The following is a 25,666-nucleotide window of genomic DNA, read 5'->3' as shown; positions in this document are numbered from 1 at the left end:
CCTGCCGCCATGATCAAGCGCGCATTACAACTCGTCGAACATGATGTCGTCGATTCCGCCTTGCGGACAATTGCTTTCGGACAACAAGGGCTTAGCGCTCTTGAGGAGACTCTGAAGGATAGCCTTGGGCCAGCCTTTCGACAGGCTGTGGAGACAATTGGCGCAATCGATGGTCGAGTGGTGATCACGGGTGTCGGCAAGAGCGGGCATATCGGCCGCAAGATTTCGGCGAGCCTTGCCTCGACCGGTACGCCGTCTTTCTTCGTTCATCCCGTCGAGGCAAATCATGGCGATCTCGGCATGATTGCGCCCGGCGATGTGGTGCTGGCCTTGTCGTGGAGTGGCGAGACTGCCGAGTTGCAGGGTATCGTCTCCTTCACCCGTCGCTTCTCCGTTCCCCTGATCGCGCTGACCTCGGGCGAAACATCGACGCTTGCGCGTGAAGCAGACATCGTGCTGTTGCTGCCGAAGGCGCAGGAGGCATGCCCGCATGGATTGGCGCCCACAACGTCTACGCTGATGCAGCTCGCACTCGGCGATGCGCTTGCCGTGGCCCTGCTTGAGGCGCGTGGGTTCTCTGCAGCTGATTTTCGCGTCTATCATCCGGGCGGCAAGCTTGGCGCTATGCTATCTCATGTCAGCGACCTGATGCATACGGGAGATCGCCTGCCGTTGGTGAACAAGGGCGCGTCGATGCCTGATGCGATCCGCGAGCTTTCTGCCAAGCGGTTCGGCTGTGTCGGCGTGATTGATGATGAGGGACGTATCTGCGGCGTCCTGACTGATGGCGACATCGCCCGTCATCTCGATGGCAATCTCGGTACGATGATCGTTGACGAAGTCATGACGGCCAACCCGAAAACGGTCGGCAAGACGACACTTGCGACGGCTGCCATGGCGCTTCTCAACAAGCACAGTATCGGTGCTCTTCTGGTGGTCGACGAGGAAAAGCGACCGATCGGTATCGTGCATTTCCACGATCTGTTGCGGGTCGGAGTGGCCTGAGGTCGGACTCGTTGCTGGATCTTCATGCTCTCGAGGTGGCGCTTCAGACGAAGGAGGTGCGGTCTTCAAGGGCGCGTCTGCTTGAGATCCTCGCGCCGGATTTTCGTGAATTCGGCCGCTCTGGCCGGTCTTATGGTCTTGTGGAAATCCTTGCAGGTCTGACGACTGAGGTGACGGTCGCAAAAACGGCCATCGAGGATTTCGCCATATCGCTTCTGAGCGAGGAAATTGTGCTCGCGACCTATCGCGGTATCCGCTTCAATGATCACGGGATCGAACTGCGGACCAATCGCAGTTCGATCTGGCGCCTGGAAAAGGATTGTCGCTGGCGCATGGTTTTTCACCAGGGCACGCCAGCGGCCTGAGCGTCTTCATTTCTCCCGGTAGAATATCATGCCGCCGTGATGCAGGACGTCTTTTTCCACGAATGTCCCGTCGGCGGTAAAGCCGGTATCGTCCCAGTAATCAATATGAGCGCCGGTCACGACATAACGGCCCTGATATGCGCTCTTCCTGTTTCCCCGGGCCTCGTCATAACGACCGGTGGGCAAGAGCTCCTGGCGTATCCGGCCATCGCCGGTTACCCACATGCCGAGATAGGGGTGGTTTTGGGCTTGCGCCTGAGTGCTCATGCTGTTCTCTGCCTTTGCCATATGGACAACCGCGCCAAGCGAGGTGGCGGTGGCGATGATAATGCCGACAATGACGGCAAGGGGGTTGTTCAAGATCCTCATGGACGAGCCTCACCGTTTTCCACTTCGTTCACGGCGCGTCTTTCCTCGAATAGCTGCGACAGCGTCTGTGATGCGGCAATCGCCTTGGGGAAACCTGCAGGGACCGTGACCATGTAGATGAGTTCCTTCAGTTCTTCTTCGGTCGCACCGATATTGAGCGCATAGCCCGCGTGGACACGCATCATGGCTGTCTCCCCGATGGCTGCGAAGGCTGCCACTGCCGCCATCTGGCGTGTCCGGTTATCAAGGCCGGGACGCGACCAGACATCACCCAGTGCATAGGCCTCGGTTGCCTCTGCAAGGAACGGGAATTCCTGCCGCATGGCCTCCAGATTGGGCTGGGTCTTCCCGTTGTTGAGTTCGCGGATTACGGCTGCGCCGCGTTCGCGCCTCTCCTCCGTCGTCTGTCCGAATGCCGGTTGTGAGGCAAGCCCCAGAAGGGCAATTGCGCCGGTAGTGGCGACATGGGATCTGATCTTTTGAAGCATCACTATCTCCTCAATGATTGCGTGATTGGGTCCAATCCGGATGGTGATCAGTAGGAAGAACGTGTCGGGCGCACGACGATCTCGTTGACGTCGACATCCTCGGGCTGCTCGATGGCGAAGCGCACCGCGCGAGCGATCGCGTCAGGCTTGAGCGCGATGGCCCGGTATGTCTTCATGCCTTCGGCGGCAACCGGATCGGTGATCGTGCTGGCCAGCTCGCTTTCCACCACGCCGGGATGGATGCAGGTGACACGCAGTCTGTCGTTCTCCTGTCGCAGCCCGTCCGAAATGGCCCGCACGGCGAATTTCGTGGCGCAATAGACGGCCGCCGTTGGCACGACCTGGAGTGCACCGATCGAGGCTATGTTGATGATGTGGCCCGAGCCGCGTTCCGTCATCTCGGGCAGGACGGCAGCAACGCCGTGAAGAACGCCCTTGATGTTGACATCGACCATGCGGTCCCATTCGTCGACCTTCATCGAGGCCATGGGTGACAAGGGCATAATGCCAGCATTGTTGACGATGACGTCGACGCGGCCGAATTCTCTTCTTGCCGCATCGGCAAAGGCTGCGACATCGGCGCGGTTCGTCACCTCCAGCTTGCGGGTCATGACCTTTCCGCCGTTCTGGCGGATTTCATCGGCCAGTTCTTCGAGACGTTCGGTACGTCGCGCGCCGAGCACCACAGTTGCTCCGGCCTTTGCCAGTTCACGCGCAATTCCTGCTCCGATGCCGCTTGAAGCGCCGGTGATGAGAACAACCTTTTCCATGACATTTCCTTCCATATTTTCCGCTTGATTGCGGTTGCCAGAAAGGTAGTCGCAGGGCATTGTCGCGATAAGTCGCTTAGTGTTTTCCAGTTTGGTAAGTGAAGCTAACCAATGTTGCCTGACTTCAATGCCCTTGCCGCTTTCGTTATCGTTGCCGAGGAGAAGAGTTTTCGCGCTGCGGCGGATCGGTTGGGCGTCACGCGCTCGGCAGTCAGCCAGACGGTCCGCAAGCTGGAGGAAGCACTTGGTATTGCTGTGGTTTCGCGCACCACCCGCAGCGTTGCCCTGACCGAAGCGGGCGAGCGGCTTTATGCGGAAGTGGCGCCTGCATTTTCCGCTATGCAGTCAGCTATCGAGACGGCGGCAAGCCTGCGGGACAGGCCGCGCGGGCAATTGCGGCTTGCCGTCTCGTCCATCGCCGAGAGTTTTCTGTCCGGGCCGATGCTTGCTTCCTTTGTGGAACGCAATCCTGAGGTCAGGCTGCATCTCACGGTCACCGACGAGGAATTCGATATCGTCGAGGAGGGCTATGATGCCGGCGTGCGGCTAGGGGAGGTGATTGCCCAGGACATGATCGCGGTTCCGGTATCGGGCGAGCAGCGCCAGCTTGCCGTCGCATCGCCGGACTATCTCAAGCGCTTCGGGGTGCCCGCTCATCCGCGCGAACTGACCGAGCGCCGCTGCATCGGCTGGCGCAAGGCCCCCAACCTGCCGGCTTATCGCTGGGAATTCGAGGAAGACGGGCGGGAAATTTCCGTCGCAGTCAACGATGCGATCACGACGACCGACATGGCGTTGATGATCAAGCTTGCGGTCGCCGGCGCCGGTATCAGCTTCGGTATGGAGGACAGTTTTCGGGCAGCCATCGAACGCGGAGAGCTTGTGCCGCTTCTCGAACGGTTCTGCCCTCAATTTCCGGGTTTCTATCTGTATTATCCGAGCCGCCGCAACATGGCGCCGAAACTGCGCGCGCTGGTGGATCACCTGCGCGGTTTTCGCCAGAGCCAAACGCTTTCAAACGGATGAGATGCGGCAGTGGATTTCGCAGTCCGCGCTTCAAACTGAGTGGCGGCGGTGTTATGGCGCGTGAGATCCGCAATGCTGGCGGGATTAGGAACGGGCAGGGAGCCGCTGCGGCTAAGGGACATGGATCGGAATTCTTCTCCCTATATTCTGTTTCGTGACGATCTTGCCGAGCGGCAGCTTCTGTTTGCGTCTCCGAGCGAGCTGGTTATTGTGCGCCGTGTCGACGAGGTCATTCCGGCTTTGCGACGGCTGGAAGAATGCCGGGCCTCCGGCAAGTGGCTTGCCGGTTACCTTGCTTACGAGGCCGGTTATGCGTTCGAGGAAAAGCTTCGACCGCTTGTGCCGGAGTGCCGGGGGACGCCGCTCGTCTGCATGGGCGTGTTCGACGGACCGGTCGAGGATGGTGATCCGAGGCTGGAGCCGCCGGCAGGGCTCAAGTCCGACGCGACCTTGAGCGAGCCGCATGCGGCCTGGAACGAAGAGAGTTATGCCGCCCGTTTTTCCGTCCTGCATGATCACCTGCGCAAGGGAGACTGTTTTCAGGGTAATCTGACCATGCCGATCGAGGCGCATTGGCCGGGGGATGCGCGGGATCTGTTCTGGTCGCTGATCGCGCGCCAGCCGGTCCGTTACGGAGCGCTTGCCGAACTTGGCGGTCCCGCCATCGTCTCGCGGTCGCCGGAATTGTTCTTCTCCGTCGACGAGAATGGCTGGATCGAGACCCATCCGATGAAGGGGACGGCCGCACGCGGCGCTACGCCCGAGGAAGACGAGGTTATCAAGCAGCAGATGCTGGCGGATGAGAAGACGCTGGCGGAAAACCGGATGATCGTCGATCTGTTGCGAAACGATATCTCGCATGTCAGCGAGGCGCGCACGCTTTTGGTGCCGAAACTGTTCGAGATCGAGACCTATCCGACCGTGCACCAAATGGTGAGCCATGTCCGTGCAAAACTGCTGCCGGATGCGGGGTTACCGGAGATCATGCGGGCGCTGTTTCCCTGCGGATCGATCACCGGTGCGCCGAAGCTTTCCGCCATGACGATCCTGCAAAAGCTGGAACAGGTGCCGCGGGATGTCTATTGCGGCGCGATCGGCTGGTGCGATCCAGCAGGGCCGATGCGATTTTCGGTGGCTATCCGCACGATCAGCCTTTTTTCCGGCGGAAGGGCGGTTTTCAATGTCGGCGGCGGTATCGTCTTCGATTCGATGCCGAAGGCGGAATATGAAGAGTGCCTGTTGAAGGCCAGGTTTGCGGTGGGAGACCAATGGATTTCTCGTTGATCGAGACGATGCGCTGGACGCCCGAGGACGGGTTCGTCCGTCTGGAGCAGCATTTGCGCCGTCTCAGCCGTTCCGCGGATGCGCTCGGCTTTCGCCAGCCGCAGGATGCACGCAAAGCGCTCGATGACGCCGTCGATGGCGAGGAACCGCTGCGTGTCCGGCTCGTCATGTCGTTTCGCGGCAAGATAGAGGTGACGACCGCGCCCTTTGTTATCCAGTCTCCGGAGACCATCTGGAAAGTCAGGATCGGGGCGACGAAGCTGAGGTCTGACGATCCGCTCTATCGTCATAAGACGTCGCGTCGCGAACCTTATGAAGCGGCGCGTGCGGAATATTCCGCCGACGAAGCGGACGAAGTGCTTTTGACCAACGAGCGCGGGGAGATGTGCGAGGGCACGATCACCAACCTGTTCATTGAGGATCAGGAGGGCATGCTCATGACCCCGCCGATCACCAGCGGCATCCTGCCCGGCGTGCTGCGCGCCGACCTGATCCGCGAGCGTCGCGCCAAGGGGGCGGTTCTGAAACCTGCCGATTTGCAGGAGGCAATGACGGCCGGGCGAAAGATTTTCGTCGGTAATTCGCTTCGCGGGCTTATTCGGGCCGAGTTGCTGTGATCTGTTCCAAAGCGCTTGAAAAGACGCGGTCTTGAAACGACACTGCGGCAAACAGGAGATGTCGCGGATCCGATGCCTGCCCCTATAGCCCCGACCTACACACCTTACGACGGTTCGTCGAAACCCTTCACGATCGGTCTTCTGCAACTGGAACCTGAGCGCTGGATCGAGCCCGATGGCGAGCTGGCCGAACAGGTGTCGCTGAAGCGTCGGCTGGTCGCTGAGCATGGCGCGCTTGTGCTGCGCGCCGAGGCGGGTACGCAGGAGGCACAGCAGGAAGTTCTCGATCTCCTGATCGACTATCTGCCGCACTATCATCCGGAGAATTACCGTCTGGTTGGCAATGATGTGCGCATCGCGGGCCTCGATCCGGATATTGCGGATCAAGAGATGATGCCGCTGCATCGGGCCGGACTGCTGGTGCAGGACGATCTGGTGATCATGCGCAAAGGCGAAAACGGATGGCGAATTGCCGCGGCATTTCTGGCCTTCCCATCGTCCTGGCGGCTATCGGAGAAATTCGGCCTGTCGATGGATGAGGTGCATGCACCGGTGCCGGGTTTCGAAGGCGGCAGCCGCAATGCCGGGCTGATCAACCGGATGTTCGACAATCTCTCCGCGGACCGGATCGTGGTTCGCTGGAACTGGTCGGTGAACTGGTCGCATGCGCTGTATCACCCGGATGCGAAATCGGCAGAAGAAAAACGCGGGGTGTCTGCGGACAAGGCCTTCATCCGGGTGGAGCGTCAGACACTGCGCAAGCTGCCGGTTTCGGGCGATATCCTTTTCACCATTCGCATCTATCTCGATCCGGTTTCCGCCATTCTTGTGCAACCGAATGCAGTGGAACTTGCAGCCTCGATGGCGGAGCAGCTGGAAGCGATGTCGGATGTAGAAGTCGCCTACAAGGGGCTGACGGAAAAGCGCGTCGAGCTTGTCGGTTTGCTGCGCCGAACGGAGCCGGTTAAGACTTTGGCAGAATAGTATGCTGTCCTTGTCGCGATCCCGGCACAAGCCCTTTATTGTGACTGATTTTTGTGATCTAGGGCCGCGCATCAGAACAGCGTCACACTCGCTGATTATGCGTGAAGCCAGGCTGCGGTTTGCATAGAGCAGTCGATTTTTAGGGAGTATGACATGTCGGATACCAACTACCCGGTCCATGCTGAAATTACCGGCCCGATCGTGATGATCGGCTTCGGTTCGATCGGTCGCGGCACGCTGCCGCTGATCGAGCGCCATTTCAAGTTCGACAAGAGCCGGATGGTGGTCATCGACCCGCGCGAAGAACCTTCCGACATGGAAATTCTTGCCAAGCACGGTGTTCGCCACATCAAGGAACACGTCACCAAGGACAATTACAAGACGCTTCTCAAGCCATTGCTGGACGACGGCAAGGGCGGGCAGGGTTTCTGCGTCAACCTGTCGGTTGATACCGGCTCGCTTGACCTGATGAAGCTCTGCCGCAAGCTCGATGTTCTTTACATCGATACGGTCGTCGAGCCGTGGCTTGGCTTCTATTTCGACAAGAGCCTGAAGAATTCAGACCGCACCAACTATGCGCTGCGCGAAACCGTGCGCCATGAGAAGAAGAAGAACCCGGGCGGCACGACGGCTGTTTCCACCTGCGGCGCAAACCCGGGCATGGTCTCGTGGTTCGTCAAGCAGGCGCTGGTCAACCTCGCCAACGACACCGGCCTGAAGTTCGACGAGCCGGATCAGAATGATCGCGAAGGCTGGGCCAAGCTGATGAAGAAGCTCGGCGTCAAGGGCGTGCATATTGCCGAGCGCGATACACAGCGCACCAAGCATCCGAAGCCGCTCAACGTATTCTGGAACACATGGTCTGTCGAAGGCTTCATCTCGGAAGGCCTGCAGCCGGCCGAACTCGGCTGGGGCACCCATGAAAACTGGATGCCGAAGAACGCCAAGAAGCACAAGAAGGGCTGCAAGGCCGCCATCTATCTGGAGCAGCCGGGCGCCAATACCCGCGTTCGCACCTGGTGCCCGACGCCCGGCCCGCAATACGGCTTCCTCGTCACCCATAACGAGTCGATCTCGATTGCCGATTACTTCACGGTCGAGAAGGACGGCGAAGTCGTCTACCGCCCGACCTGCCACTATGCCTATCACCCGGCCAATGACGCCGTGCTTTCGCTGCACGAGATGTTCGGCAATGGCGGCAACCAGCAGCCGGTCCTCCACGTTCTCAACGAGGACGAGCTTGAGGATGGCGTCGATGAACTCGGCGTGCTGCTCTACGGCCACGAAAAGAACGCCTACTGGTTCGGTTCGCGCCTGTCGCTGGAAGAAACCCGCCGCATCGCGCCTTACCAGAACGCCACCGGTCTGCAGGTGACGTCGGCTGTTCTTGCCGGCATGGTATGGGCGTTGGAAAATCCGAAGGCAGGCATCGTCGAGGCGGACGAGGTGGATTACAAGCGCTGCCTCGAAGTGCAGACGCCTTACCTTGGCCCGGTCGAAGGTCATTACACCGACTGGACCCCGCTCGAAGGTCGTCCGGGTCTCTTCCCTGAAGATATCGACGAGAAGGATGCCTGGCAGTTCAAGAACATTCTGGTGCGGTAAGCACTGGCTTGTTGCCGATCTTTTTGTGTATTTTGGAAACGCCCGCGCAAAAGCGGGCGTTTTCTGTAGAGACAGAATGTCCCGACACTGTACAAGCTGGCGGCTTGCCATAGATGAAGCGGGACGCCATGGTCCTTGTTACGTATGACCGAGCGAATCGCGGGAGATAAATCATGAAACTGAAAATGGGCTTTGCGCTGATCGCAGCTGCCAGTCTGAGTGCTTGCGTGTCTTCGCCGCCGCCGCGGCAGATGGCTGCGGCCCCGCAGCCGCAGGGCGTCGAAGGAAGCTGGGTCGATCCGAACGGCATCGTCTCGACCTTCCAGGCGGGGACGTTCAACACCCGCGCCAGCGACAGCAACGCGCTGCTGGCATCCGGTACCTATACGACGCTTTCGCCAACGCTGGTCGAGATCAACATGACCTCTCTGGTGCGCAAGACCCAGTCGCGCGTCAACTGCTCGCTCGTGAGCACCAGCCAGCTCAACTGCACCCAGGATAGCGGCGCGCAGTTCTCGCTGACGCGACGCATCTGATTTTAGCGCACAACATTCGAAGTCTCTTGAGAACCCTGCGCAAGCGGGGTTTTCGCGTTATGGAGGCAAAATGATGCAGTGCGCTCTTGTCATATTTGCCTTGAAACCGATTTTGCTTGGTGAAAGCATGCAGTGCACAATCACTGTCACGCTGAAAAGTTAAGACAATCGGGAACAGCCGTGCGTTCTGCACGGTGATTAAACAAGGAGAGAAATGATGATGAAGACTATGGGATTGGGGCTGTTGACCGCATCGGTCATGGCCTTGTCGAGCGGAGTGGCCTTTGCCGACTACGAACTCAATATCCTGCACATCAACGATTTCCACTCCCGTATCGAATCCGTCAACAAATTCGATTCCACTTGCTCGGCCGAAGAAGAAGGCAAGGGTGAGTGCTTCGGCGGTGCTGCGCGCCTGCTGACCGCGATCAACCAGACGCGTGACGCGCTGAAGGCAGACAACAAGAATGTTCTGCTGCTCAATGCCGGCGACAACTTCCAGGGCTCGCTGTTCTACACGACCTACAAGGGCGCCGTCGAAGCCGAAGTCCTGAATGCGATGAAGTTCGATGCTATGACCGTCGGCAACCACGAATTCGACGATTCGGACGATGTTCTTGCCACATTCCTCGACAAGATCCAGTTCCCGGTCGTAACCGCAAACGTCGTTGCTTCCGCAGCTTCCAAGGTCGGTGACCGCATCAAGCCCCATATCGTTCTTGAGGTCGGTGGCCAGAAGATCGGTATCGTCGGTGCGGTGACCAACGATACGCCGGAAATTGCAAATCCCGGTCCGAACATCACCATTGCCGACGATATCGCCAAGATTACCGAAGCCGTGCAGGCGGTGAAGGCTGAAGGCGTGACCAAGATTATCGCGCTTACCCATGTCGGTTATCCGCGTGACCTCGCCTACATCGCCAAAATCCCGGATGTCGACGTCGTTGTCGGCGGCCACACGCACACGCTTCTTTCGAACACCGTCAAGGGTGCCGCCGGTCCTTATCCGACCTGGGTGGATAATCCGGGCGGCTACAAGGTTCCGGTCGTGCAGGCATTCCAGTACAGCCGCTACCTGGGCGACCTGAAGGTCGTGTTCGACGACAACGGCGTGGTCAAGTCGGCCGAAGGCGAACCAATCCCGGTCGATGTCAAGTTCCAGCCCAATCCGGACATGGTCAAGCGCGTCGACGAGTTGAAGGCGCCGATCGACGAGCTGAAGAAGAAGGTCGTCGGCTCGACCGAAACGGCGATCGAGGGCGACCGCAAGATTTGCCGCGCAGCCGAATGCTCGATGGGCAACCTGCTTGCCGATGCGCAGCTCGATCGCGTCAAGGATCAGGGCATCACCATCTCCATCCAGAATGGCGGTGGTCTGCGTGCGTCGATCGATGCCGGCGAAGTAACCATGGGTGAAGTGCTGACCGTTCTGCCGTTCCAGAACACGATCGCCACCTTCCAGATCAAGGGTTCGGACCTTGTTGCCGCGCTTGAAAACGGCGTCAGCCAGATCGACGACGGTGCAGGCCGCTTCCCCCAGGTCGCAGGCATGAAGTTCTCCTTCGACAAGTCGAAGCCGGTCGGCTCGCGCACCAGCGACGTGCAGGTGAAGGAAGGCGATGCCTTCGTCGCAATCGATCCGAACAAGGTCTATGGCGTTGTCACCAACAACTATGTTCGTGGTGGCGGTGACGGGTTCAAGATCTTTGCGACTGCTGCGCAAAACGCCTATGACTTCGGTCCCAACCTTGAGCAGGCGGTTGCCGATTATCTTACGGCTCACAATCCCTACAAGCCTTACACGGATGGACGCATCACCGACCTGACGCCGGCTGGCTACACGCCGCCTCCGCCGCCGGCCCCGGCTGCTGCACCGGCTGCCGCTGCACCAGCCGCAACGTCTGCTCCGGCTGCTCCTGCCCCGGCAACCACTGCCCAGGCTCCCGCTGCAACGGCTCCGGCCGCAGTCGAAGCCCAGGGGCAGACAACTCCGCCGGCTGCGGGTCCGAGCAAGTACACGGTCGTGAAGGGCGACTCGCTGTGGAAGATCGCCGAAAGCACCTATGGCGACGGCGAGCGCTGGACCGAAATCGCTAAGGCCAACAGCCTGCGTCATCCGAACCTCATCCAGGTCGGCGCAGAGCTGGAACTGCCGGCCAAGTGAGGTTCTTGATCCCGGTCAAGGCCGGGATTGATAAACTAAATCATTGGATCGGGACAAATTGTCTCAGCGACGATTGCGGCTCGGGGTTTCCCGAGCCGTTTTTTGTTTCTAAATGATCCGCAGCCCGTCGATCGCCGTAATGGTTTCGGTTCGCATATCTGGAAAGCTTTCATGAGCACGTCTTCTGCCTCCATGCCCGCATCCCATCCGTCCGTTTCCTTTGGCAAGGTCGGCGTGCTGCTGGTCAATCTCGGCACGCCCGATGGTACCGACTACTGGTCGATGCGGCGTTATCTCGCCGAATTCCTGTCCGATAGCCGCGTCATCGAATGGTCGAAGCTCTATTGGTACCCGATCCTTTACGGCATCGTCTTGAACAAGCGGCCGCAGAAGGTCGGCAAAGCGTATGAGGAGATCTGGAACAAGGATCTCAACGAAAGCTATCTGCGCACCTATACCCGCAACCAGGGTGAGCTGATGGCGCAGCGGCTGAAGGATCTGCCGAATGTGGTGGTCGACTGGGGCATGCGTTACGGCAGTCCGTCGATCGCCTCGAAGATCGATGACCTGAAGGCGCAAGGCTGCGACCGCATCGTGCTTTTCCCGCTTTACCCGCAATATGCGGCAGCGACGACCGCGACCGTCAACGACAAGGCGTTCGAGCACCTGATGAAGATGCGCTGGCAGCCGGCCGTGCGCACGGTGCCGACCTATCATGACGATCCGGTCTATATCGAAGCCTTGGCAAACTCGGTGCGCCAGACGCTGTCAACGCTTGACTGGGAACCGCAGCTGCTGATCACCTCGTTCCACGGCATCCCGCAGTCCTATTTCAAGGCCGGCGATCCCTATCAGTGTTTCTGCCAGAAGACGGCGCGGCTGTTGCGCGAAAAACTCGGCTATCGCGAGGATCAGTTGCGGATCACCTTCCAGTCGCGTTTCGGCCCGGAAGAATGGCTGCAGCCCTATACGGACAAGACGATGGAAGGGCTGGCGGCAGAGGGCATCAAGCGTGTCGCCATCATGAACCCGGGCTTCGTTTCGGATTGTCTCGAGACACTGGAAGAAATCGCCGGTGAGGCGGGCGAAATCTTCATGCATCACGGCGGCGAGAAATTCGTTCACATCCCCTGTCTGAACGACAGCGAGGGCGGCATGGACGTGCTGGAAACGGTTGTGCGGCGGGAGCTGCAGGGCTGGGTTTGATTGGTAGAGTGCGCTCTTAGAGAGAGCCTCTGCCCCTCACCCTAACCCTCTCCCCCCCAAGCGGGGAGAGGGGACGTGCCCTGCCTGATGCTCGAGAGGGACGGAGGCCTTGCGGTTCGCGTCCTTCTCCCCGTCATTACGGGGAGAAGGTGCCGGCAGGCGGATGAGGGGCAGCGCCAACGCTCAAGATGACGCTTACAGCGAAGCCAGTTATCCAAAGGAATATCGCATGAAAAAGGCAATCATCACCGGCGGAGCAGGGCTGATCGGGGCTGGAATTTGCAAGGCTCTGGTTGCCCGTGGTTTCGAGGTTGCCTCTTTCGACCTCTCCGGCAAGACCCACGCTGTCGAGGGTGTTCGTGCCATCGAATGTGATGTTGCAGACGAAGCCTCAGTCGAGATCGCGATTGCCGAACTTGGCTGGGATCGTCTCGATCTGCTCGTCAATAATGCCGGTGCCACAGGCGGGGCGCTCGGCACCTCCATCCTCGACATGTCCTATCTCGACTGGCGCCGCGTGATCGACAGCCATCTCACGGGTGCCTTTCTGATGACGCGTGCCGTCGTGCCGTTGATGAAAACCGGCGGAGCGGTGGTCAACATGGCGTCCACCCGCGCCTTCATGTCGGAGCCGAATTCGGAAGCCTATGCGGCGTCCAAGGGCGGGCTGGTGGCGCTGACCCATGCGCTTGCCGTCAGCCTTGGCCCGACGATCCGGGTCAATGCGATCGCTCCGGGCTGGATCACCAACGAGACGAATCTGAGCCATGAGGACAAGGCGCAGCATCCCGCCGGCCGCGTCGGGCGACCGAAGGATATTGCCGATGCCGTGCTTTATCTTGACGGTGCCGGTTTCGTCACTGGTCAGGTGCTGACGGTCGATGGCGGCATGACGAAGAAGATGATCTACGCTGAGTAAAATTGGGCGCGTTTCTCAGACGCCCCGCTTGTTGCCCCAGAGCAGAACGTGAAGCTGCGGCAGAACCGTTGCCGAAAACCAGCGGTCAGCCGTCACCTTGTCGACCAGCCACAACATCCGATCCATGATGCCGTCGAGATCGATGCGGGCATCGTCGTCTTCCGGTGGTGGCGGCGTGTGGTTGCCGGGCTGCAGATAGACGGGCAGTTCCGGAAAACGCAGCGATGCCTCGCGGGCAAACGCATAATCGGCATCGTCGAAAATGACGAATTTCAGTGCGATGCGCGGCGCTTTTCCTGCCGCCTCAAGACAGTCGGCCAAAACGTCCCAATCCGTTTCCATGCCGCTCGATGGCGGCTTGGGAGAGAGCACGAGCACATCGAGATCGGCAAACCAGTCACGGGCGATGCTCCCCTGGGTCTCGATGGCAAAGCGGTAACCGTCGTTCTTGCCGCGCCGAATCAGGGGCTTGAGAGGCTGGATCGCAGGATTGCCGCCCGAAAGCGACACCATCAGTGGCCTGCCGCCCGAAAGGTCGCGTACCTCCTGCCAGATCGCCTCGGCATCCATCGGCGTCCAGTCGTGACGATACGCGCTGTCGACCGCATGCAAAGTATCGCACCAGGAACAACGGTAATCGCAGCCGCCGGTGCGGACGAAAACGGTCGGCTGGCCGATCAGCATGCCTTCGCCCTGAATGGTCGGGCCGAAGATCTCGCTGATGCGGATCGTTTCTGCGGATGCGGTCATGGTCTGTACTCAGCCCAGGTCTTGGGCGTTTCGCTGACCTTGACGGCCGAAGTTTCGGGCAAGCGCCGTTTGCACCAGTCGTAAAAATGCTTCGCCAGATATTCCGAGGTCACCTTGTCATGGCCCAGAACCTCGTTCAGGTGACGGTGATCGAAATCTTCATCGATATAGCGCTTCAGCGGAGCCAGTTCGTGATAGTCGCGAACGAAACCGTCGTCGTTCAGACCGGCGGAGGCAAGTTCGACCACGACGATGTAGTTATGGCCGTGCAGGCGGGCACATTGATGATCCGCCGGCAGATGCGACAGCTGGTGCGAAGCGGAGAAGTGGAATTCCTTCGTGATGCGATACATCAGCGGACCTCCTCGGCCTTAAAACCCTCGGTCGCGGCTTTCCAGAAATCCGGGTCTTCATAATCGGTCGGATCTTCGACGCCGGAGAGGTGGAAGGCTTCGCGGCGTTCGACACAGGTGCCGCAGCGGCCGCAATGGCGGGTGCCGCCCTTGTAGCAGGACCATGTCTCGACGAAGGGCGTTTCGTGCTTTGCGCCGTCGGTGACGATGTCGGCCTTGGAGCCGGTGACATAAGGGGCGAGCAGTTTTACCGAGGCGTAACCGTCCAGTGCATGGCGCTGCATCGTGTCGAAACTGTCGATGAAGCCGGGGCGGCAGTCGGGATAGATGAAATGGTCGCCGCCATGCACGGCGATTGCCACAGCATCGGCCTGGCGAGCAGCCGCAACGCCGAAAGCAATCGTCAGCATGATTGCGTTGCGGTTCGGAACGACGGTTATACGCATCGTCTCTTCGGCATAATGGCCGTCGGGAACGTCGACATCATCGGTCAGCGCCGAGCCGGTGAGCTGGCTGCCGATGGCGCGCATGTCGATGATCTGGTGGAAAACGCCGAGGCGTTCTGCAGCGGCTGCGGCAAATTCCAGCTCCTTTTTGTGGCGCTGGCCGTAGTCGAAGGAGATGAGGCCCATAAGCTCGCCCTTGGCGGCGATGTTATGGGCAAGCGAAACGGAATCCAGTCCGCCGGAGCAGACGACGATAGTCTTCATGATTGGTGTCCTTGTTTTATCCGGGTAGGCTGCGACCGGTCTTCGTGGAGCCTTCTAGACTACCTTCCTGTGCTTGTGAATGGTGCTGTGGTTGAATAGGATTGCCGCGATTTTAAGCAATTCATAAGGGAGGCTTTTATGGGCTTGGGTGGTTTCGATATTTTCGTCATCGTCGTGGTGATCTTCGCGATCCTGCTCCTCTTTGCATTGGTGAAGACGGTACCGCAGGGTTACGCTTATACGGTCGAGCGTTTCGGCCGTTACACGCGTACGCTTCAGCCGGGGTTGAACATTCTCACACCGTTCATCGAACGCATCGGCGCGAAGATGAACGTGATGGAACAGGTGCTCGACATTCCGACACAGGAAGTCATCACCAAGGACAATGCCAGTGTGGCTGCCGATGCCGTGGCCTTCTACCAGGTGCTCAATCCGGCGCAGGCGGCCTATCAGATCGCCAATCTGGAAAATGCCATCCAGAACATCACGATGACGAATATCCGCTCGGTCATGGGCTCCATGGATCTCGACGAACTGTTGTCGAACCGTGATGTCATTAACGACAAGCTGTTGCGCGTGGTCGACGAGGCAGTGCACCCGTGGGGCATCAAGGTCACCCGTATCGAGATCAAGGACATCCAGCCACCTAAGGATCTGGTGGAATCCATGGCGCGGCAGATGAAGGCGGAACGCGAAAAGCGTGCGCTTGTGCTGGAAGCCGAAGGTGCGCGTAACGCGCAGATCCTTCGGGCGGAAGGTGCAAAGCAGGCTGCAGTCCTTCAGGCCGAAGGCGAGCGCGAAGCGGCGTTCCGCGAGGCAGAAGCACGCGAGCGTCTGGCCGAAGCCGAAGCGAGGGCGACTCAGTTCGTCTCGGAAGCCATTGCTGCCGGTGACGTGCAGGCGATCAACTACTTCGTTGCGCAGAAATACACAGAGGCGCTGGTCGAGATCGGCAAGGCCAACAATTCCAAGATCGTGTTGATGCCGCTCGAGGCCTCGTCGCTGATCGGTTCGCTCGGCGGCATCGGCGCCATTGCCAAGGAAGTGTTCGGTGATGGCAATGGCCCGGCACCGTCCACTCCTCGTACTCAACAGCCACGTCCGGCGCGCAGCACGCCGACGGTGACCGCCGTGGTTCCGCCATTCACCCCGCCGACTTCCGAGAGGTGATGTGATGGTGGTTGAACTCTGGAACAGTCTCGGTCCCTGGGGCTGGTGGATTGTCGGTATTGCGCTGCTGGTGCTGGAACTGCTGGTACCCGGCGTATTCCTGATCTGGATAGGTGCCGCGGCCGTGGTGCTCGGCGCGCTGTCGCTGGCACTCTGGGATGCCGAATTCTGGGGCTGGCATGTTCAGCTTCTGCTGTTTGCCGTTCTGTCGGTCCTGTTCGCGGTGATCGGCCGGCGGATTTATAACGGCAAACGTACGACAAGCGACGAGCCCTGGCTCAACCGTCGCGGCGAAAGCCTCATCGGTCGCACGGCGACGCTTTCCGAACCTATTCAGGAAGGGCGCGGAAGGATCAGGCTCGATGATACGATGTGGTCGGTCATGGGCCCGGATCTGCCGGTCGGCTCCCGCGTCCGGGTCGTGGCGTCGAGTGGCCGGGATCTGACAGTGGAACCGGTGGTGCGGTAGACATTTACTTCAAATAGAAAACGGCCGGGTCTCCCCGGCCGTTTGTCATTTCAGGCTCTCAGCCCAGTTCCTTGTCCAGTGCTTCCAGTTCGTCGATCAGACCTTCGATCATCGAGAGGCCCTTGGACCAGAAGGTCGGGTCTGTGGCGTCGAGGCAGAAGGGCTTCAGGAGTTCGGAATGATGCTTGGTGCCGCCGGCCTTCAGAAGCTCGAAATACTTGTCCTGGAAGCCCCCTACGCCCGAATTGGGAGCAGCGTTTTGGTAGACGGCGTAGAGCGAGTTCACCAGGCAGTCGCCGAAAGCATAGGCATAGACATAGAAAGGTGAGTGGATGAAGTGGGGGATGTAGGTCCACCAGCTTTCATAACCTTCCGAAATCTTGATCGCCGGGCCGAGGCTTTCGCCCTGAACCGACAGCCAAAGCTCGCCGATCTGCTGCGATGTCAGTTCACCTTCTTTGCGGGCCGTGTGGACCTTGCGCTCGAACTGGTAGAAGGCGATCTGGCGCACGACCGTGTTGATCATGTCCTCGACCTTCTGGGCGAGCATCGCCTTGCGCTCACGCTTGTCCTTCGTTTTCTCCAGTAGCGTGCGAAAAGTCAGCATTTCGCCGAAGACGGAGGCGGTTTCGGCAAGCGTCAGCGGCGTCTGGCACATTAGTGCGCCCTGTCCACCGGCGAGAACCTGATGCACGCCATGGCCGAGTTCGTGGGCAAGCGTCATCACGTCGCGCGGTTTGCCGAGATAGTTAACCAGAACATAAGGGTGGGCAGACGGCACGGTCGGATGAGCAAAGGCTCCGGGCGCCTTGCCGGGACGCGACGGCGCGTCGATCCATTCTTCTGCAAAGAAGCGGCCGGCGATATCGGCCATTTCCGGCGCAAAGGCACCATAAGCGGAAAGCACGGTCTCCTTCGCGGTCTCCCACGGAATGACCGCCTTCGGCGTTTCCGGCAGCGGTGCGTTGCGGTCCCAGTAATTCAGCTGGTCCACGCCGAGCCATCTTGCCTTCATCGCATAATAGCGGTGCGACAGGCGCGGATAGGCGTCCTGAACGGCGGCGGCCAGCGCATCGACCACTTCGCGCTCGACCCGGTTGGCAAGGTGGCGGCTGTCGGCGATATCCTCGAAGCCGCGCCAGCGGTCGGAAATATCCTTGTCCTTGGCGAGCGTGTTGGTGATCAGGGTGAAAACACGCAGGTTGTCGCTAAAGGTTTTCGACAGGGCGCTTGCCGCCTTGGCGCGGATGGCCGGATCGGCCTCCTGGAGCATGTTGAGCGTGACTTCGAGCGGCTGCTTTTCGCCGTCGATATCGAAGCGCAGTTCCGCCATGGTCTCGTCGAACAGGCGGTTGAAGGCAGAAGCCGAGGTCATCGATTTTTCGAGGAAAAGCTGTTCCAGCTTGTCATCCAGCTGAAAGGGCTTGTCCTTGCGCAGGTCGACGATCCAGGGGCGATAATGGCCAGCCGTCGGATCGCGATCCATGCAGGCATCCATCACGGCGTCGTCGACGCGGTTTAGTTCCAGCGCGAAGAACAGAAGGTGCGACGAGATATCAGTGAGTTTCGACTGCACGTCGCCGAAGAATTTGCCGTTGGCCGGGTCGGACGTATCGGAAAAGTAGGTGAGGCCGGCGAATGAGCCGATCTTGCCGAGGAGATCGTCGAGCGCTTCGTATTCCTTGAGTGCCTCGCCGATACCGCCTGCGCCGTTCTTCGTCGCGGCCTCGGCCAGCTTGCCCTTCCACTTGTTTTCAAAAGCGAGCGCGTCCGTTTCGGATTGCTTCAGGTCGCCTGTAAAGGCCGGTGCATCCTTGGCGGCATAGAGATCGGAAAGCTTCCAGACGGGCAGGAGACCAAGCGCGGGATCCGTTGCGCCGCCACCGGCCGCCGGTGCGGCATGTGCAATTTCAGACAGCGCTATGCGATTTTTCATGGTCTTTCCTTCCCTCAACCGGGTACTCGAATGGGTGCCAGATGGGTAGCATTTCAACCCTTCTGCCGCCACCCGTCCGTTTTCTGTTCAGACTGTTAAAATGTGAGCTTTTCTCAAAAGGGGATGTTCAAGCCTATCTGGCACAACTTCCAGCATAAGAGCCCGCAAAGGGTGCACGATGAACGTTGCCGGGAGTTCACAAATGTCTGCTCATATCCTTGTCGTCGATGACGATCCCATTCAGCGCCGCCTTCTGAAGAATGCAGTCGAGCGGCAAGGTTATGTCGCGCATCTGGCCGAAAACGGAAAGGTCGCACTCGATTTTCTCAGCCGCACCAGCGGCGATGTGAATGTCATCGTGCTCGACCTGATGATGCCGGAAATGGACGGGCTTTCCTTCCTCGCCGCACTGCGCGAGATGGGCGTCCAGACCCCGGTCATCGTGCAGACCGGACAGGGCAGCATCGAATATGTCGTTCAGGCCATGCGAGCAGGGGCTTTCGATTTCGTCGTCAAGCCGGTCTCGCCGGAACGGATCGCCACATCCATCGCCAACGCATTGAAGCTCGATTATCGCGAGGGCAAGGCCAAGGTCGGCCGCCGTCGCGCCGGTGTCGTCGGTTTCAACGACATCGTCTCGGCCAGCCCTGACATGCTGCGTGTCATCGATCTGGCACAGCGTGCGGCGCATTCGAATATCCCTGTCGTGCTCGAAGGTGAATCCGGCGTCGGCAAGGAAATGATCGCGCGCGCCATCCAGTCGGGCAGCGATCGTGCCGGCAAGCCGTTCATCACCGTCAACTGTGGTGCGATCCCTGCCAATCTGGTCGAGAGCATTCTCTTCGGTCATGAAAAGGGCGCGTTTACGGGAGCGACAGAGCGTCACACCGGCAAGTTCGTCGAAGCCGATGGCGGTACGCTTTTCCTGGACGAAATCGGTGATCTGCCGCTCGAAGTTCAAGTGAAACTGCTGCGCGCGGTGCAGTCGGGCGAGATCGAAACGGTCGGTGCCGGTCGCGTCCACAAGGTCAATGTGCGGTTGATTTCGGCGACCAACAAGGACCTGATCGAAGAGGTCCGTGCCGGTCGCTTCCGCGAGGATCTCTATTATCGCCTCAACGTGTTCCCGATCACGATCCCGGCTTTGCGCCGCCGCAAGGAAGACATTCCGCATCTGGTGCGCGTTTTTGCCGAGCGTTTTTCGCTGGAGCAGAAGCTGCCGCAGAACCTCAATGTCAGCGCCGGTGCGCTGGCACTGCTGACGGCTTACGACTGGCCGGGCAATATCCGCCAGCTCGAAAACGCCATCTTCCGGGCCATCGTACTTGCGGAAGGTGACGAGCTTACAGAGCTTGATTTCCCGCAGATTGCGGCCCAGGTGCCGGAATTCCGCACTCCCGAGCTGGTCGCGACTTCCACCACACCAATGTCTGCTCCTTCAGCGGTCCTACGCCCGATCACCGAGGATCTGGGCTTCCCGCAGCCGATGCTGCCGCCTCGTACGACACGGCCGGATCCGCGTGCGCTTCTGGCTGCTGCCTACCCAGCATCGGACAATGTCATCGTCAGCACCGACGACACGGGTGAAGTGAGAAAACTTGCCGATGTGGAAGAGGAACTGATTCGTTTCGCACTGAAGTTCTACCGCGGCCAGATGAGTCAGGTTGCCCGCAAGCTCGGCATTGGTCGCTCGACGCTTTACCGCAAGCTGAAGGATTACGGCATCGATCCCGATGATCCGCTCAAGGAAGCCGCTTGATTAGATAGTGTTAATTTTCAGGCAAGGAAGCGATGGCAATTTCTGTCAATCTCTCTTTAGCACATCATTGACTATAAGAGAGATGCTTGTACATGTGTGGCAGATTTGCCATCGTGTGACCGCAATTGTCAGCCAAATGGGACAACGAGGGACGTTGTCTGCAGGACGGGGATCGCTTTGCCTGATTTGAATGCAAAAGAAATGCCTTCGGGCACAGGCGTTCGTCGCCTCGTCCTAAAGGCCTTTCAATCGCTCACCAGGCGTGCCGCTCAAGGTGCGGCACTTGCTGTCGTTGCTGCTTCCATCTGGTCTGTGCAGGTGTCCGAGGCGGCTGCCGAGAACCGCAGCCTCAAGCTCTACTTCATCCATACGGGCGAAAAGGCCGAGATCACGTTCAAGCGTAACGGCCGCTTCGATCCCAAGGGTCTCCAGCAGATCAACAACTTCCTGCGCGACTGGCGCAAGAACGAGCCGACAAAGATGGACCCGCGTCTTTTCGATCTCGTCTGGGAAGTCTATCGGCGCAGTGGCGCAAAAGATTACATCCACGTCGTCTCTGCCTATCGTTCGCCGACCACCAACGGCATGCTGCGCGGTCGCTCGCGCAATACCGGCGTGGCGAAGAACAGCCAGCACATGCTCGGCAAGGCCATGGATTTCTACATTCCCGGCGTGAAGCTTGCGACGCTGCGTGCGCTCGCGATGCAGATGCAGGTCGGTGGCGTCGGCTTCTATCCGACATCCGGTTCACCTTTCGTGCATCTGGACGTCGGTGGCGTGCGTGCATGGCCGCGTATGTCGCGCCAGGAGCTGGTGCAGATTTTCCCGAAGGGCAATACGCTGCATCTTCCGGCAGATGGTCAGCCGCTTCCAGGCTATGATCAGGCGCTCGCAGATTACAAGAAACGTGTCGGTTCAAGCTCGATCGAGATCGCATCGACGGCCGGCGGCGCGCCCGCTGCTGAACGCAAGCGTCGTGGTTTCCTCGCAACTCTCTTTGGCGGCGGTGCCGACGAAGAAGAGGATAATGGTGAAAGCAGCACGCCAGCCATTGCGTCGCCGCGGCCCTCCGCGCCTGCAAGCCGGCCGGCTGATGCAGAGGACGAAGCACCTGCCGCCGCTCCGCTGCCGGGTGTGATGGTCGCTTCGGCCCAGCCTCAGCAGGCGCCGCAGCCGGAGAATATCACGGCGCCGGTTCCCGCTTCACGCCCAGCCTTCCGCCAGGACGGTCCGGGTGCACTTGCAGCTGCTCTCTATTCGCAACAGCGTAATCCTGCCCAGGAGGCACTTGCGCTTCAGGCCGCTGCGGCTGTTAACAGCAGGCCTCAAGGTGAAAGCTTCGAAGATCTGACGAAATACGCCGTTCCGGTGCCGACCTTGCTCGGTTCGCGCGGGACGAAGGCTGATGCCGACACATCAAACATGATGGCGTCGCTGGGCGATGTTCCGCCTTCGCTGCAGGATGTATCGGGCGTACCGCTTCCTGCTCACCGTCCGGTTGTCGCCCAGGTTGCCGCAATGGTGCCAGCTCCGCAACCGGCGGAACGGGCAAGGGAAAATGAGCAAGCCTTGACGCCTGAACTGGTCGCAGCCCTTTCGCGCAGTGTGGATGATGATCGCAGAGCAGCGGCCGGTATTCGTGCTGTCAGCGATGAGGCCGGTGCTACTCCAGCACCCGTGCATTCTCAGGCGCGCAAGCCGACGGAAGTTGCAGCACTACCGAAAAAGGTTATCCAGGCACCTTCGGCTTCCGGTCATTTCGGCGATGGTTTCGATACGCCCAAGTGGGTCGCTGCAGCAGCTTCCGCAGTGCCGACCAAGGGTGGCCGATCGACGAAGCCTGACCTGGCACCGGCTTCCGGCAACCTGACCAAGGATACGCTAGAGAAATGGGCGCTGGATAACAAGCGCTCGGGTGAGGTGGTTTCGATGAAGGCGCCGCGTGTGGTGACCCGTACGCTGAACAGCGAATATTCGGCTGCCTATGCCAGCGAGGGCTTCAAGCCGGTCGCTGCGGCGGTTGCGATCGATCCCAATCGTTTCAGCGGCTCCAACTGATCCCGTTTTGAAGCTGATTGATGCTCGGCTAGGCTTACCCGAGCTGAAGTCTATTCTCTGTCTTTCAAGATAGACTGCGCAGCCAGTTTTCCGGCGACGATCGCACCCTCGATATATCCAGGGAAAGACGGCGACAGTTCCGAACAGGCAAAATGCAAGCGCGGCAGTCCCTTGAGCAGGATTTCTTCCGCATCCGTGGCCTCAAGGTCGGTGATGACGTCGCTATAGGCACCATCGCTCCAGGCATCGTTGACCCAATCGCGAATGCAGACGGAAACCGGTTCGTGACCTTTCCCTCCCAATGCGGCGCTGAGTTCTGACGTGACGAAGTTCGCCAGCTCGGTCTGCGGTCGCTTGTGCCATTCCGAGGCCAGCGGTCCGCCAAGAAAGACGACGACGCCGAAATAATCGTCATGGCTGGCGTCGCAGGCGTAGATGCCCTGCGGATCGCTCCACATGACTGACCCGCTCAGTCCCTTGTCGCGCCAGAATGGTGTCCTGTAGCCGATCTGCAGCTTGATCGCACAACCCGGCTCCCAGGCAGAAAGTGCCCTTTCGAGTTCAGCTGGAAGCGGTGGCGATATTTCTATTCTTCGCGCCATGACGGGCGGTACGGCAATGATCACATGCCCTGCAGTGAGCGCACGTCCCTCGACATCCACTTCAACCTCATCTTCCATGATGGTGATAGAGGTGGCGGGGGCGGACAGTCTTAGTCGGTCATCGAGGCCCGCCGCTAAACGGTCGGCCAGCGCGTGCATGGTGTCACGCATGAACATCTCAAGTTCGGGATAGATATTGGTAATCCGCCGGTCGTTCGAGACGAGATAGGCAAGCGCCACGTCTTCCGGCGCGCGGCACCACAACCCCTTGATCAGTCTTCGGAAGGAGCCGGTGACGTCCGAAGGCATGTCGGTCTGGCGGTCGATCCATTGCCCCCCGGTCAGACCCGAGAATGTAGGATTGGCGAGATCGATGGAGCGCATTCGCTCACGCAACTGCTCCACGCCGTTCCAGATGGCATCGCCGTGTTCGGGTGGAATGGCGGGGCGATAGGATTGTTCTCCATCGACATGAGAGAAGACAGTGCGTGCTCCGAAGCGCTGCGCCGTCTCGACCAGATGGGTCATGTCACGGCATAGGAACTGGCCGCCGGTATCGATGCGTGTCCCGTTCGGCAAATATTCCGATTCCACCCGGCCGCCGACGCGGTTGCGGGCCTCAACCACGATGACATCGAGGCCGGCCGCCATCAGGTCCGTGGCCGCGGTGAGGCCGGTAAAGCCTGCGCCGATAACGATGACGTCGTGATCTGCCATTGGAAACTCGCGTGAAGGGAGATTGGCTGCATCAGGCGCAAAAGAAAAAGCCCGCCTTCAAGGGGCGGGCTTTGAAAAGCGGATCAGGCGGCTTCTTCCTCGTCGGTGCCGGCGCCCGGGATCATGCCGAGGGCGCTGAGGTAGGTGTCGAGGATCAGGTCCTCTTCCATGCGCTCCTGGTCATCCTTCTTGCGAAGGGCGATGACCTTTTTCATGATCTTGGTGTCGTAGCCCATCGACTTCGCTTCGCCATAGACGTCCTTGATGTCGTCGGCGATCGTCTTCTTTTCTTCTTCAAGTCGTTCAATGCGCTCTACAAAAGCGCGGAGCTGGTCGCGGGCGACGCCATGAGCATCAGACATCGGTGTCTCCTGATAATGGAAATCTCTATTGGATAGTGGTCAAGTGCCGAAAAGCAGGCGCAAGGTCAAGCCTAATCAATCGCCAATGCCAATTCAGCCATGCGGCGGCTTGTTGATCTCGAATGCGGCTTTTTGAGCGTCGCTTGCTTCCATCTGGTGAAGGTTCTTCCAGTCTTCATAAGGCATGCCGTAGACGATCTCGCGGGAAGCCTCTTTTGAAAGGTCCAGTCCTGCCTCGGTCGCTGCATCGCGATACCAGTTGGACAGACAGTTCCGGCAAAAGCCTGCCAGATTCATCATGTCGATATTCTGGACGTCGCTCCGTTCACGCAGATGCTGGACGAGCCGGCGAAATGCCGCCGCTTCAAGCTCGGTTTGTTGTTGTTTGCTGAGTTCGGTCATGGGAACGTCTCCTGACTGCTCTCGTCACACGGCGGGGTAGGGGCCGGTACGCGACGGGAAAATCCTGTATTCATGCAATTTGGGGTCTGCGTTGAGCGAGGTAAAGATCGGCGCAAGCCTTGCCGCCCAGGCATCCATGCCTGCATCATCGCCGATCAGGTCCTGCCTTACTTCCAGAAGCGTGTGCGGAATGCCGGGGATCATGCAGTGGCGATACATCGTGTCGCCCTTCAAGGCGCCATCATAAGGCTCGTTGTCGCCGATAACGATATCGCCCGGTTCGCGAAGTTTTGACAGAAGTGGCAAGACTGCCCTGTCGTCGCTGTCCCATAACACTGCTGCATGCCAGGGCCTTGCGAAATCCTTCCAGTAGGGAGTGAAGGAATGTATTGAAAGCACCAGAGGCGCCCGGCCGGATGTCGAGGCCTTGGCTATCGTCTGTTCGACGGCGCGGTGATAAGGCCGGTGGTAGGTGTCGAGGCGGGTTTGCCATTCTTCATCGGTAATGGGGTGATTGCCGGGAATGATCGCGCCGTCGGAAATCTTCATGATCAGGGTCGGATCGTCCTCGCCACGGTTCGGATCGATCAGCAGGCGCGAGAAGCAACCGAGCACTGCCGGCACGCCGAGCATGGCGGCAAGCCTGCGTGTCAGGCCCTCGACGCCGATATCGAAAGCGATGTGTCTGAGAAAGGCGCTGTCGGGAAGGCCAAGACTGCCATATTTCGAAGGAAGGCGGTTCATGGCGTGATCTGCTAGAAGCACCATGCCTGTGTCATAGTTGCCGTCTATGATTTCGAACGATTGGAAATTCTGCATGCTCACGTACATTTCAAACGATTATGTTGTGAGTTTGGTGATCGCATGACAGCCGTTTTTGCACAAGAGAGGCGGCCTGTGCTTGTCAAAAAGCAAGCCCGTGCAGGGGGATGAAACAAATTTAAGCAAGCGTAGCGGCAGGGCGACGCAATCAACCACAGCTTCGTTGACTTTCTGCCCGTTGCGCGCGAGAAAGTGCCTCCACGATAACCATGGAGACC

26 protein-coding genes are annotated in these 25,666 nt (G+C 59.3%); 15 read left to right on the top strand and 11 right to left on the bottom strand.

The window, feature by feature from the left end; all coding sequences use genetic code 11:
* The first annotated feature begins 9 nt into the window (after window positions 1–9).
* Both JZX87_RS01150 and JZX87_RS01145 read left to right on the top strand, forming a co-directional pair.
* Window positions 10–1,005, top strand: coding sequence for a KpsF/GutQ family sugar-phosphate isomerase (locus JZX87_RS01150; RefSeq protein ID WP_148143472.1), 996 nt, complete (start codon window positions 10–12; stop codon window positions 1,003–1,005).
* 11 nt (window positions 1,006–1,016) lie between these two features.
* Window positions 1,017–1,370: a nuclear transport factor 2 family protein gene (locus JZX87_RS01145; protein WP_206823088.1), complete on the top strand. Its 354-nt coding sequence runs from the start codon at window positions 1,017–1,019 to the stop codon at window positions 1,368–1,370.
* 6 nt (window positions 1,371–1,376) lie between these two features.
* Here the strand turns inward: JZX87_RS01145 and JZX87_RS01140 are convergent, their stop codons facing one another.
* The 3 genes from JZX87_RS01140 to JZX87_RS01130 all read right to left on the bottom strand — a co-directional run bounded on the left by JZX87_RS01140 (window position 1,377) and on the right by JZX87_RS01130 (window position 2,997).
* Entirely contained in the window at window positions 1,377–1,658 is a 282-nt protein-coding gene (locus tag JZX87_RS01140) for an Atu4866 domain-containing protein (RefSeq protein WP_394353634.1), read from the bottom strand.
* A gap of 77 nt (window positions 1,659–1,735) precedes the next feature.
* Window positions 1,736–2,227, bottom strand: a complete 492-nt coding sequence (locus JZX87_RS01135) for a carboxymuconolactone decarboxylase family protein (protein ID WP_206823087.1) — start codon at window positions 2,225–2,227, stop codon at window positions 1,736–1,738.
* A gap of 47 nt (window positions 2,228–2,274) precedes the next feature.
* The gene (locus JZX87_RS01130) at window positions 2,275–2,997 is read right to left on the bottom strand and encodes an SDR family oxidoreductase (protein WP_206823086.1); all 723 of its coding nucleotides are present in this window, start codon (window positions 2,995–2,997) and stop codon (window positions 2,275–2,277) included.
* A gap of 111 nt (window positions 2,998–3,108) precedes the next feature.
* Here JZX87_RS01130 and JZX87_RS01125 point away from each other — a divergent pair, with 111 nt between their 5' ends.
* The 9 genes from JZX87_RS01125 (at window position 3,109) to JZX87_RS01085 (ending at window position 13,338) form a co-directional block, all read left to right on the top strand.
* Entirely contained in the window at window positions 3,109–4,023 is a 915-nt protein-coding gene (locus JZX87_RS01125) for a LysR family transcriptional regulator (RefSeq protein ID WP_206823084.1), read from the top strand.
* Between the two features lie 120 nt (window positions 4,024–4,143).
* Window positions 4,144–5,307, top strand: a complete 1,164-nt coding sequence (locus JZX87_RS01120; protein ID WP_206823082.1) for an aminodeoxychorismate synthase component I — start codon at window positions 4,144–4,146, stop codon at window positions 5,305–5,307.
* Complete coding sequence (locus JZX87_RS01115) at window positions 5,292–5,924, top strand: aminotransferase class IV family protein (protein ID WP_206823081.1); 633 nt, start codon at window positions 5,292–5,294, stop codon at window positions 5,922–5,924. Before JZX87_RS01120 ends, JZX87_RS01115 begins: the two co-directional genes overlap by 16 nt.
* Window positions 5,925–5,996: 72 nt before the next feature.
* Window positions 5,997–6,908 (top strand): heme-dependent oxidative N-demethylase family protein, encoded by a 912-nt coding sequence (locus tag JZX87_RS01110; RefSeq protein WP_206823078.1) that lies wholly within the window; start codon window positions 5,997–5,999, stop codon window positions 6,906–6,908.
* Between the two features lie 153 nt (window positions 6,909–7,061).
* Window positions 7,062–8,513 carry a homospermidine synthase gene (locus tag JZX87_RS01105; RefSeq protein WP_206823076.1) on the top strand — a complete coding sequence of 484 codons (1,452 nt, stop codon included), beginning with the start codon at window positions 7,062–7,064 and terminating at the stop codon, window positions 8,511–8,513.
* Window positions 8,514–8,686: 173 nt separating this feature from the next.
* Complete coding sequence (gene omp10, locus JZX87_RS01100; protein WP_148143492.1) at window positions 8,687–9,049, top strand: outer membrane lipoprotein Omp10; 363 nt, start codon at window positions 8,687–8,689, stop codon at window positions 9,047–9,049.
* 217 nt (window positions 9,050–9,266) lie between these two features.
* Entirely contained in the window at window positions 9,267–11,213 is a 1,947-nt protein-coding gene (locus tag JZX87_RS01095) for a 5'-nucleotidase C-terminal domain-containing protein (RefSeq protein WP_206823074.1), read from the top strand.
* 171 nt (window positions 11,214–11,384) lie between these two features.
* Entirely contained in the window at window positions 11,385–12,419 is a 1,035-nt protein-coding gene (gene hemH / locus JZX87_RS01090; protein ID WP_206823072.1) for a ferrochelatase, read from the top strand.
* A gap of 229 nt (window positions 12,420–12,648) precedes the next feature.
* Complete coding sequence (locus JZX87_RS01085; RefSeq protein WP_206823070.1) at window positions 12,649–13,338, top strand: SDR family oxidoreductase; 690 nt, start codon at window positions 12,649–12,651, stop codon at window positions 13,336–13,338.
* Between the two features lie 15 nt (window positions 13,339–13,353).
* On the opposite strand, the gene queE is transcribed toward JZX87_RS01085, so the two are convergent.
* From queE to queC, 3 genes are read right to left on the bottom strand one after another with little or no spacing between them, the layout of a single operon-like run.
* Window positions 13,354–14,088: a 7-carboxy-7-deazaguanine synthase QueE gene (gene queE / locus JZX87_RS01080; protein ID WP_206823069.1), complete on the bottom strand. Its 735-nt coding sequence runs from the start codon at window positions 14,086–14,088 to the stop codon at window positions 13,354–13,356.
* Complete coding sequence (gene queD / locus JZX87_RS01075) at window positions 14,085–14,441, bottom strand: 6-carboxytetrahydropterin synthase QueD (protein ID WP_206823065.1); 357 nt, start codon at window positions 14,439–14,441, stop codon at window positions 14,085–14,087. The genes queE and queD overlap by 4 nt, the downstream gene beginning before the upstream one ends.
* Window positions 14,441–15,151: a 7-cyano-7-deazaguanine synthase QueC gene (gene queC / locus JZX87_RS01070; protein WP_206823060.1), complete on the bottom strand. Its 711-nt coding sequence runs from the start codon at window positions 15,149–15,151 to the stop codon at window positions 14,441–14,443. Before queC ends, queD begins: the two co-directional genes overlap by 1 nt.
* A 138-nt stretch (window positions 15,152–15,289) precedes the next feature.
* Here queC and JZX87_RS01065 point away from each other — a divergent pair, with 138 nt between their 5' ends.
* Both JZX87_RS01065 and JZX87_RS01060 read left to right on the top strand, forming a co-directional pair.
* Window positions 15,290–16,321 carry an SPFH domain-containing protein gene (locus JZX87_RS01065; protein ID WP_206823059.1) on the top strand — a complete coding sequence of 344 codons (1,032 nt, stop codon included), beginning with the start codon at window positions 15,290–15,292 and terminating at the stop codon, window positions 16,319–16,321.
* A gap of 4 nt (window positions 16,322–16,325) precedes the next feature.
* A complete protein-coding gene (locus tag JZX87_RS01060; RefSeq protein ID WP_206823057.1) occupies window positions 16,326–16,790 on the top strand; it encodes an NfeD family protein in 465 nt (154 codons plus the stop codon).
* A 58-nt stretch (window positions 16,791–16,848) separates the two neighbouring features.
* Here JZX87_RS01060 and JZX87_RS01055 read toward each other — a convergent pair whose 3' ends face one another.
* Window positions 16,849–18,726, bottom strand: coding sequence for a M3 family oligoendopeptidase (locus JZX87_RS01055; protein ID WP_206823056.1), 1,878 nt, complete (start codon window positions 18,724–18,726; stop codon window positions 16,849–16,851).
* Window positions 18,727–18,904: 178 nt separating this feature from the next.
* Between JZX87_RS01055 and JZX87_RS01050 the strand changes: the two genes are divergently transcribed.
* Together JZX87_RS01050 and JZX87_RS01045 are read left to right on the top strand one after the other, a co-directional pair.
* Entirely contained in the window at window positions 18,905–20,485 is a 1,581-nt protein-coding gene (locus tag JZX87_RS01050) for a sigma-54-dependent transcriptional regulator (protein ID WP_502711284.1), read from the top strand.
* Window positions 20,486–20,686: 201 nt separating this feature from the next.
* Entirely contained in the window at window positions 20,687–22,543 is a 1,857-nt protein-coding gene (locus tag JZX87_RS01045) for a peptidoglycan L,D-endopeptidase MepK (protein WP_206823051.1), read from the top strand.
* 50 nt (window positions 22,544–22,593) lie between these two features.
* On the opposite strand, the gene JZX87_RS01040 is transcribed toward JZX87_RS01045, so the two are convergent.
* The 4 genes from JZX87_RS01040 to JZX87_RS01025 all read right to left on the bottom strand — a co-directional run bounded on the left by JZX87_RS01040 (window position 22,594) and on the right by JZX87_RS01025 (window position 25,445).
* Entirely contained in the window at window positions 22,594–23,862 is a 1,269-nt protein-coding gene (locus JZX87_RS01040; protein ID WP_206823049.1) for a flavin monoamine oxidase family protein, read from the bottom strand.
* Window positions 23,863–23,945: 83 nt separating this feature from the next.
* Complete coding sequence (locus JZX87_RS01035; protein WP_112454363.1) at window positions 23,946–24,224, bottom strand: DUF2312 domain-containing protein; 279 nt, start codon at window positions 24,222–24,224, stop codon at window positions 23,946–23,948.
* 93 nt (window positions 24,225–24,317) lie between these two features.
* Complete coding sequence (locus JZX87_RS01030) at window positions 24,318–24,626, bottom strand: DUF1244 domain-containing protein (protein ID WP_206823047.1); 309 nt, start codon at window positions 24,624–24,626, stop codon at window positions 24,318–24,320.
* Between the two features lie 24 nt (window positions 24,627–24,650).
* The gene (locus JZX87_RS01025; RefSeq protein ID WP_206823866.1) at window positions 24,651–25,445 is read right to left on the bottom strand and encodes an N-formylglutamate amidohydrolase; all 795 of its coding nucleotides are present in this window, start codon (window positions 25,443–25,445) and stop codon (window positions 24,651–24,653) included.
* Between the last annotated feature and the right edge of the window lie 221 nt (window positions 25,446–25,666).

This window comes from Agrobacterium sp. Ap1 (genome assembly GCF_017313375.1).
Taxonomy (GTDB): domain Bacteria; phylum Pseudomonadota; class Alphaproteobacteria; order Rhizobiales; family Rhizobiaceae; genus Neorhizobium; species Neorhizobium cellulosilyticum.
Note: the sequence above shows the minus strand (reverse complement) of the source record. Positions and strands in the feature narration are given on the sequence as shown.

Coding starts and splice junctions, on each gene's coding strand:
- queD (WP_206823065.1), bottom strand. CDS start 14,441: ATGTATCGCATCACGAAGGAATTCCACTTCTCCGCTTCGCACCAGCTG.
- JZX87_RS01135 (WP_206823087.1), bottom strand. CDS start 2,227: ATGCTTCAAAAGATCAGATCCCATGTCGCCACTACCGGCGCAATTGCC.
- JZX87_RS01060 (WP_206823057.1), top strand. CDS start 16,326: ATGGTGGTTGAACTCTGGAACAGTCTCGGTCCCTGGGGCTGGTGGATT.
- omp10 (WP_148143492.1), top strand. CDS start 8,687: ATGAAACTGAAAATGGGCTTTGCGCTGATCGCAGCTGCCAGTCTGAGT.
- JZX87_RS01055 (WP_206823056.1), bottom strand. CDS start 18,726: ATGAAAAATCGCATAGCGCTGTCTGAAATTGCACATGCCGCACCGGCG.
- JZX87_RS01045 (WP_206823051.1), top strand. CDS start 20,687: ATGCCTTCGGGCACAGGCGTTCGTCGCCTCGTCCTAAAGGCCTTTCAA.
- JZX87_RS01085 (WP_206823070.1), top strand. CDS start 12,649: ATGAAAAAGGCAATCATCACCGGCGGAGCAGGGCTGATCGGGGCTGGA.
- JZX87_RS01110 (WP_206823078.1), top strand. CDS start 5,997: ATGCCTGCCCCTATAGCCCCGACCTACACACCTTACGACGGTTCGTCG.
- JZX87_RS01125 (WP_206823084.1), top strand. CDS start 3,109: ATGTTGCCTGACTTCAATGCCCTTGCCGCTTTCGTTATCGTTGCCGAG.
- JZX87_RS01120 (WP_206823082.1), top strand. CDS start 4,144: ATGGATCGGAATTCTTCTCCCTATATTCTGTTTCGTGACGATCTTGCC.
- JZX87_RS01150 (WP_148143472.1), top strand. CDS start 10: ATGATCAAGCGCGCATTACAACTCGTCGAACATGATGTCGTCGATTCC.
- queC (WP_206823060.1), bottom strand. CDS start 15,151: ATGAAGACTATCGTCGTCTGCTCCGGCGGACTGGATTCCGTTTCGCTT.
- JZX87_RS01105 (WP_206823076.1), top strand. CDS start 7,062: ATGTCGGATACCAACTACCCGGTCCATGCTGAAATTACCGGCCCGATC.
- JZX87_RS01030 (WP_206823047.1), bottom strand. CDS start 24,626: ATGACCGAACTCAGCAAACAACAACAAACCGAGCTTGAAGCGGCGGCA.
- queE (WP_206823069.1), bottom strand. CDS start 14,088: ATGACCGCATCCGCAGAAACGATCCGCATCAGCGAGATCTTCGGCCCG.
- JZX87_RS01065 (WP_206823059.1), top strand. CDS start 15,290: ATGGGCTTGGGTGGTTTCGATATTTTCGTCATCGTCGTGGTGATCTTC.
- JZX87_RS01140 (WP_394353634.1), bottom strand. CDS start 1,658: ATGGCAAAGGCAGAGAACAGCATGAGCACTCAGGCGCAAGCCCAAAAC.
- JZX87_RS01040 (WP_206823049.1), bottom strand. CDS start 23,862: ATGGCAGATCACGACGTCATCGTTATCGGCGCAGGCTTTACCGGCCTC.
- JZX87_RS01095 (WP_206823074.1), top strand. CDS start 9,267: ATGATGAAGACTATGGGATTGGGGCTGTTGACCGCATCGGTCATGGCC.
- JZX87_RS01115 (WP_206823081.1), top strand. CDS start 5,292: ATGGATTTCTCGTTGATCGAGACGATGCGCTGGACGCCCGAGGACGGG.
- hemH (WP_206823072.1), top strand. CDS start 11,385: ATGAGCACGTCTTCTGCCTCCATGCCCGCATCCCATCCGTCCGTTTCC.
- JZX87_RS01025 (WP_206823866.1), bottom strand. CDS start 25,445: ATGCAGAATTTCCAATCGTTCGAAATCATAGACGGCAACTATGACACA.
- JZX87_RS01035 (WP_112454363.1), bottom strand. CDS start 24,224: ATGTCTGATGCTCATGGCGTCGCCCGCGACCAGCTCCGCGCTTTTGTA.
- JZX87_RS01050 (WP_502711284.1), top strand. CDS start 18,905: ATGAACGTTGCCGGGAGTTCACAAATGTCTGCTCATATCCTTGTCGTC.
- JZX87_RS01130 (WP_206823086.1), bottom strand. CDS start 2,997: ATGGAAAAGGTTGTTCTCATCACCGGCGCTTCAAGCGGCATCGGAGCA.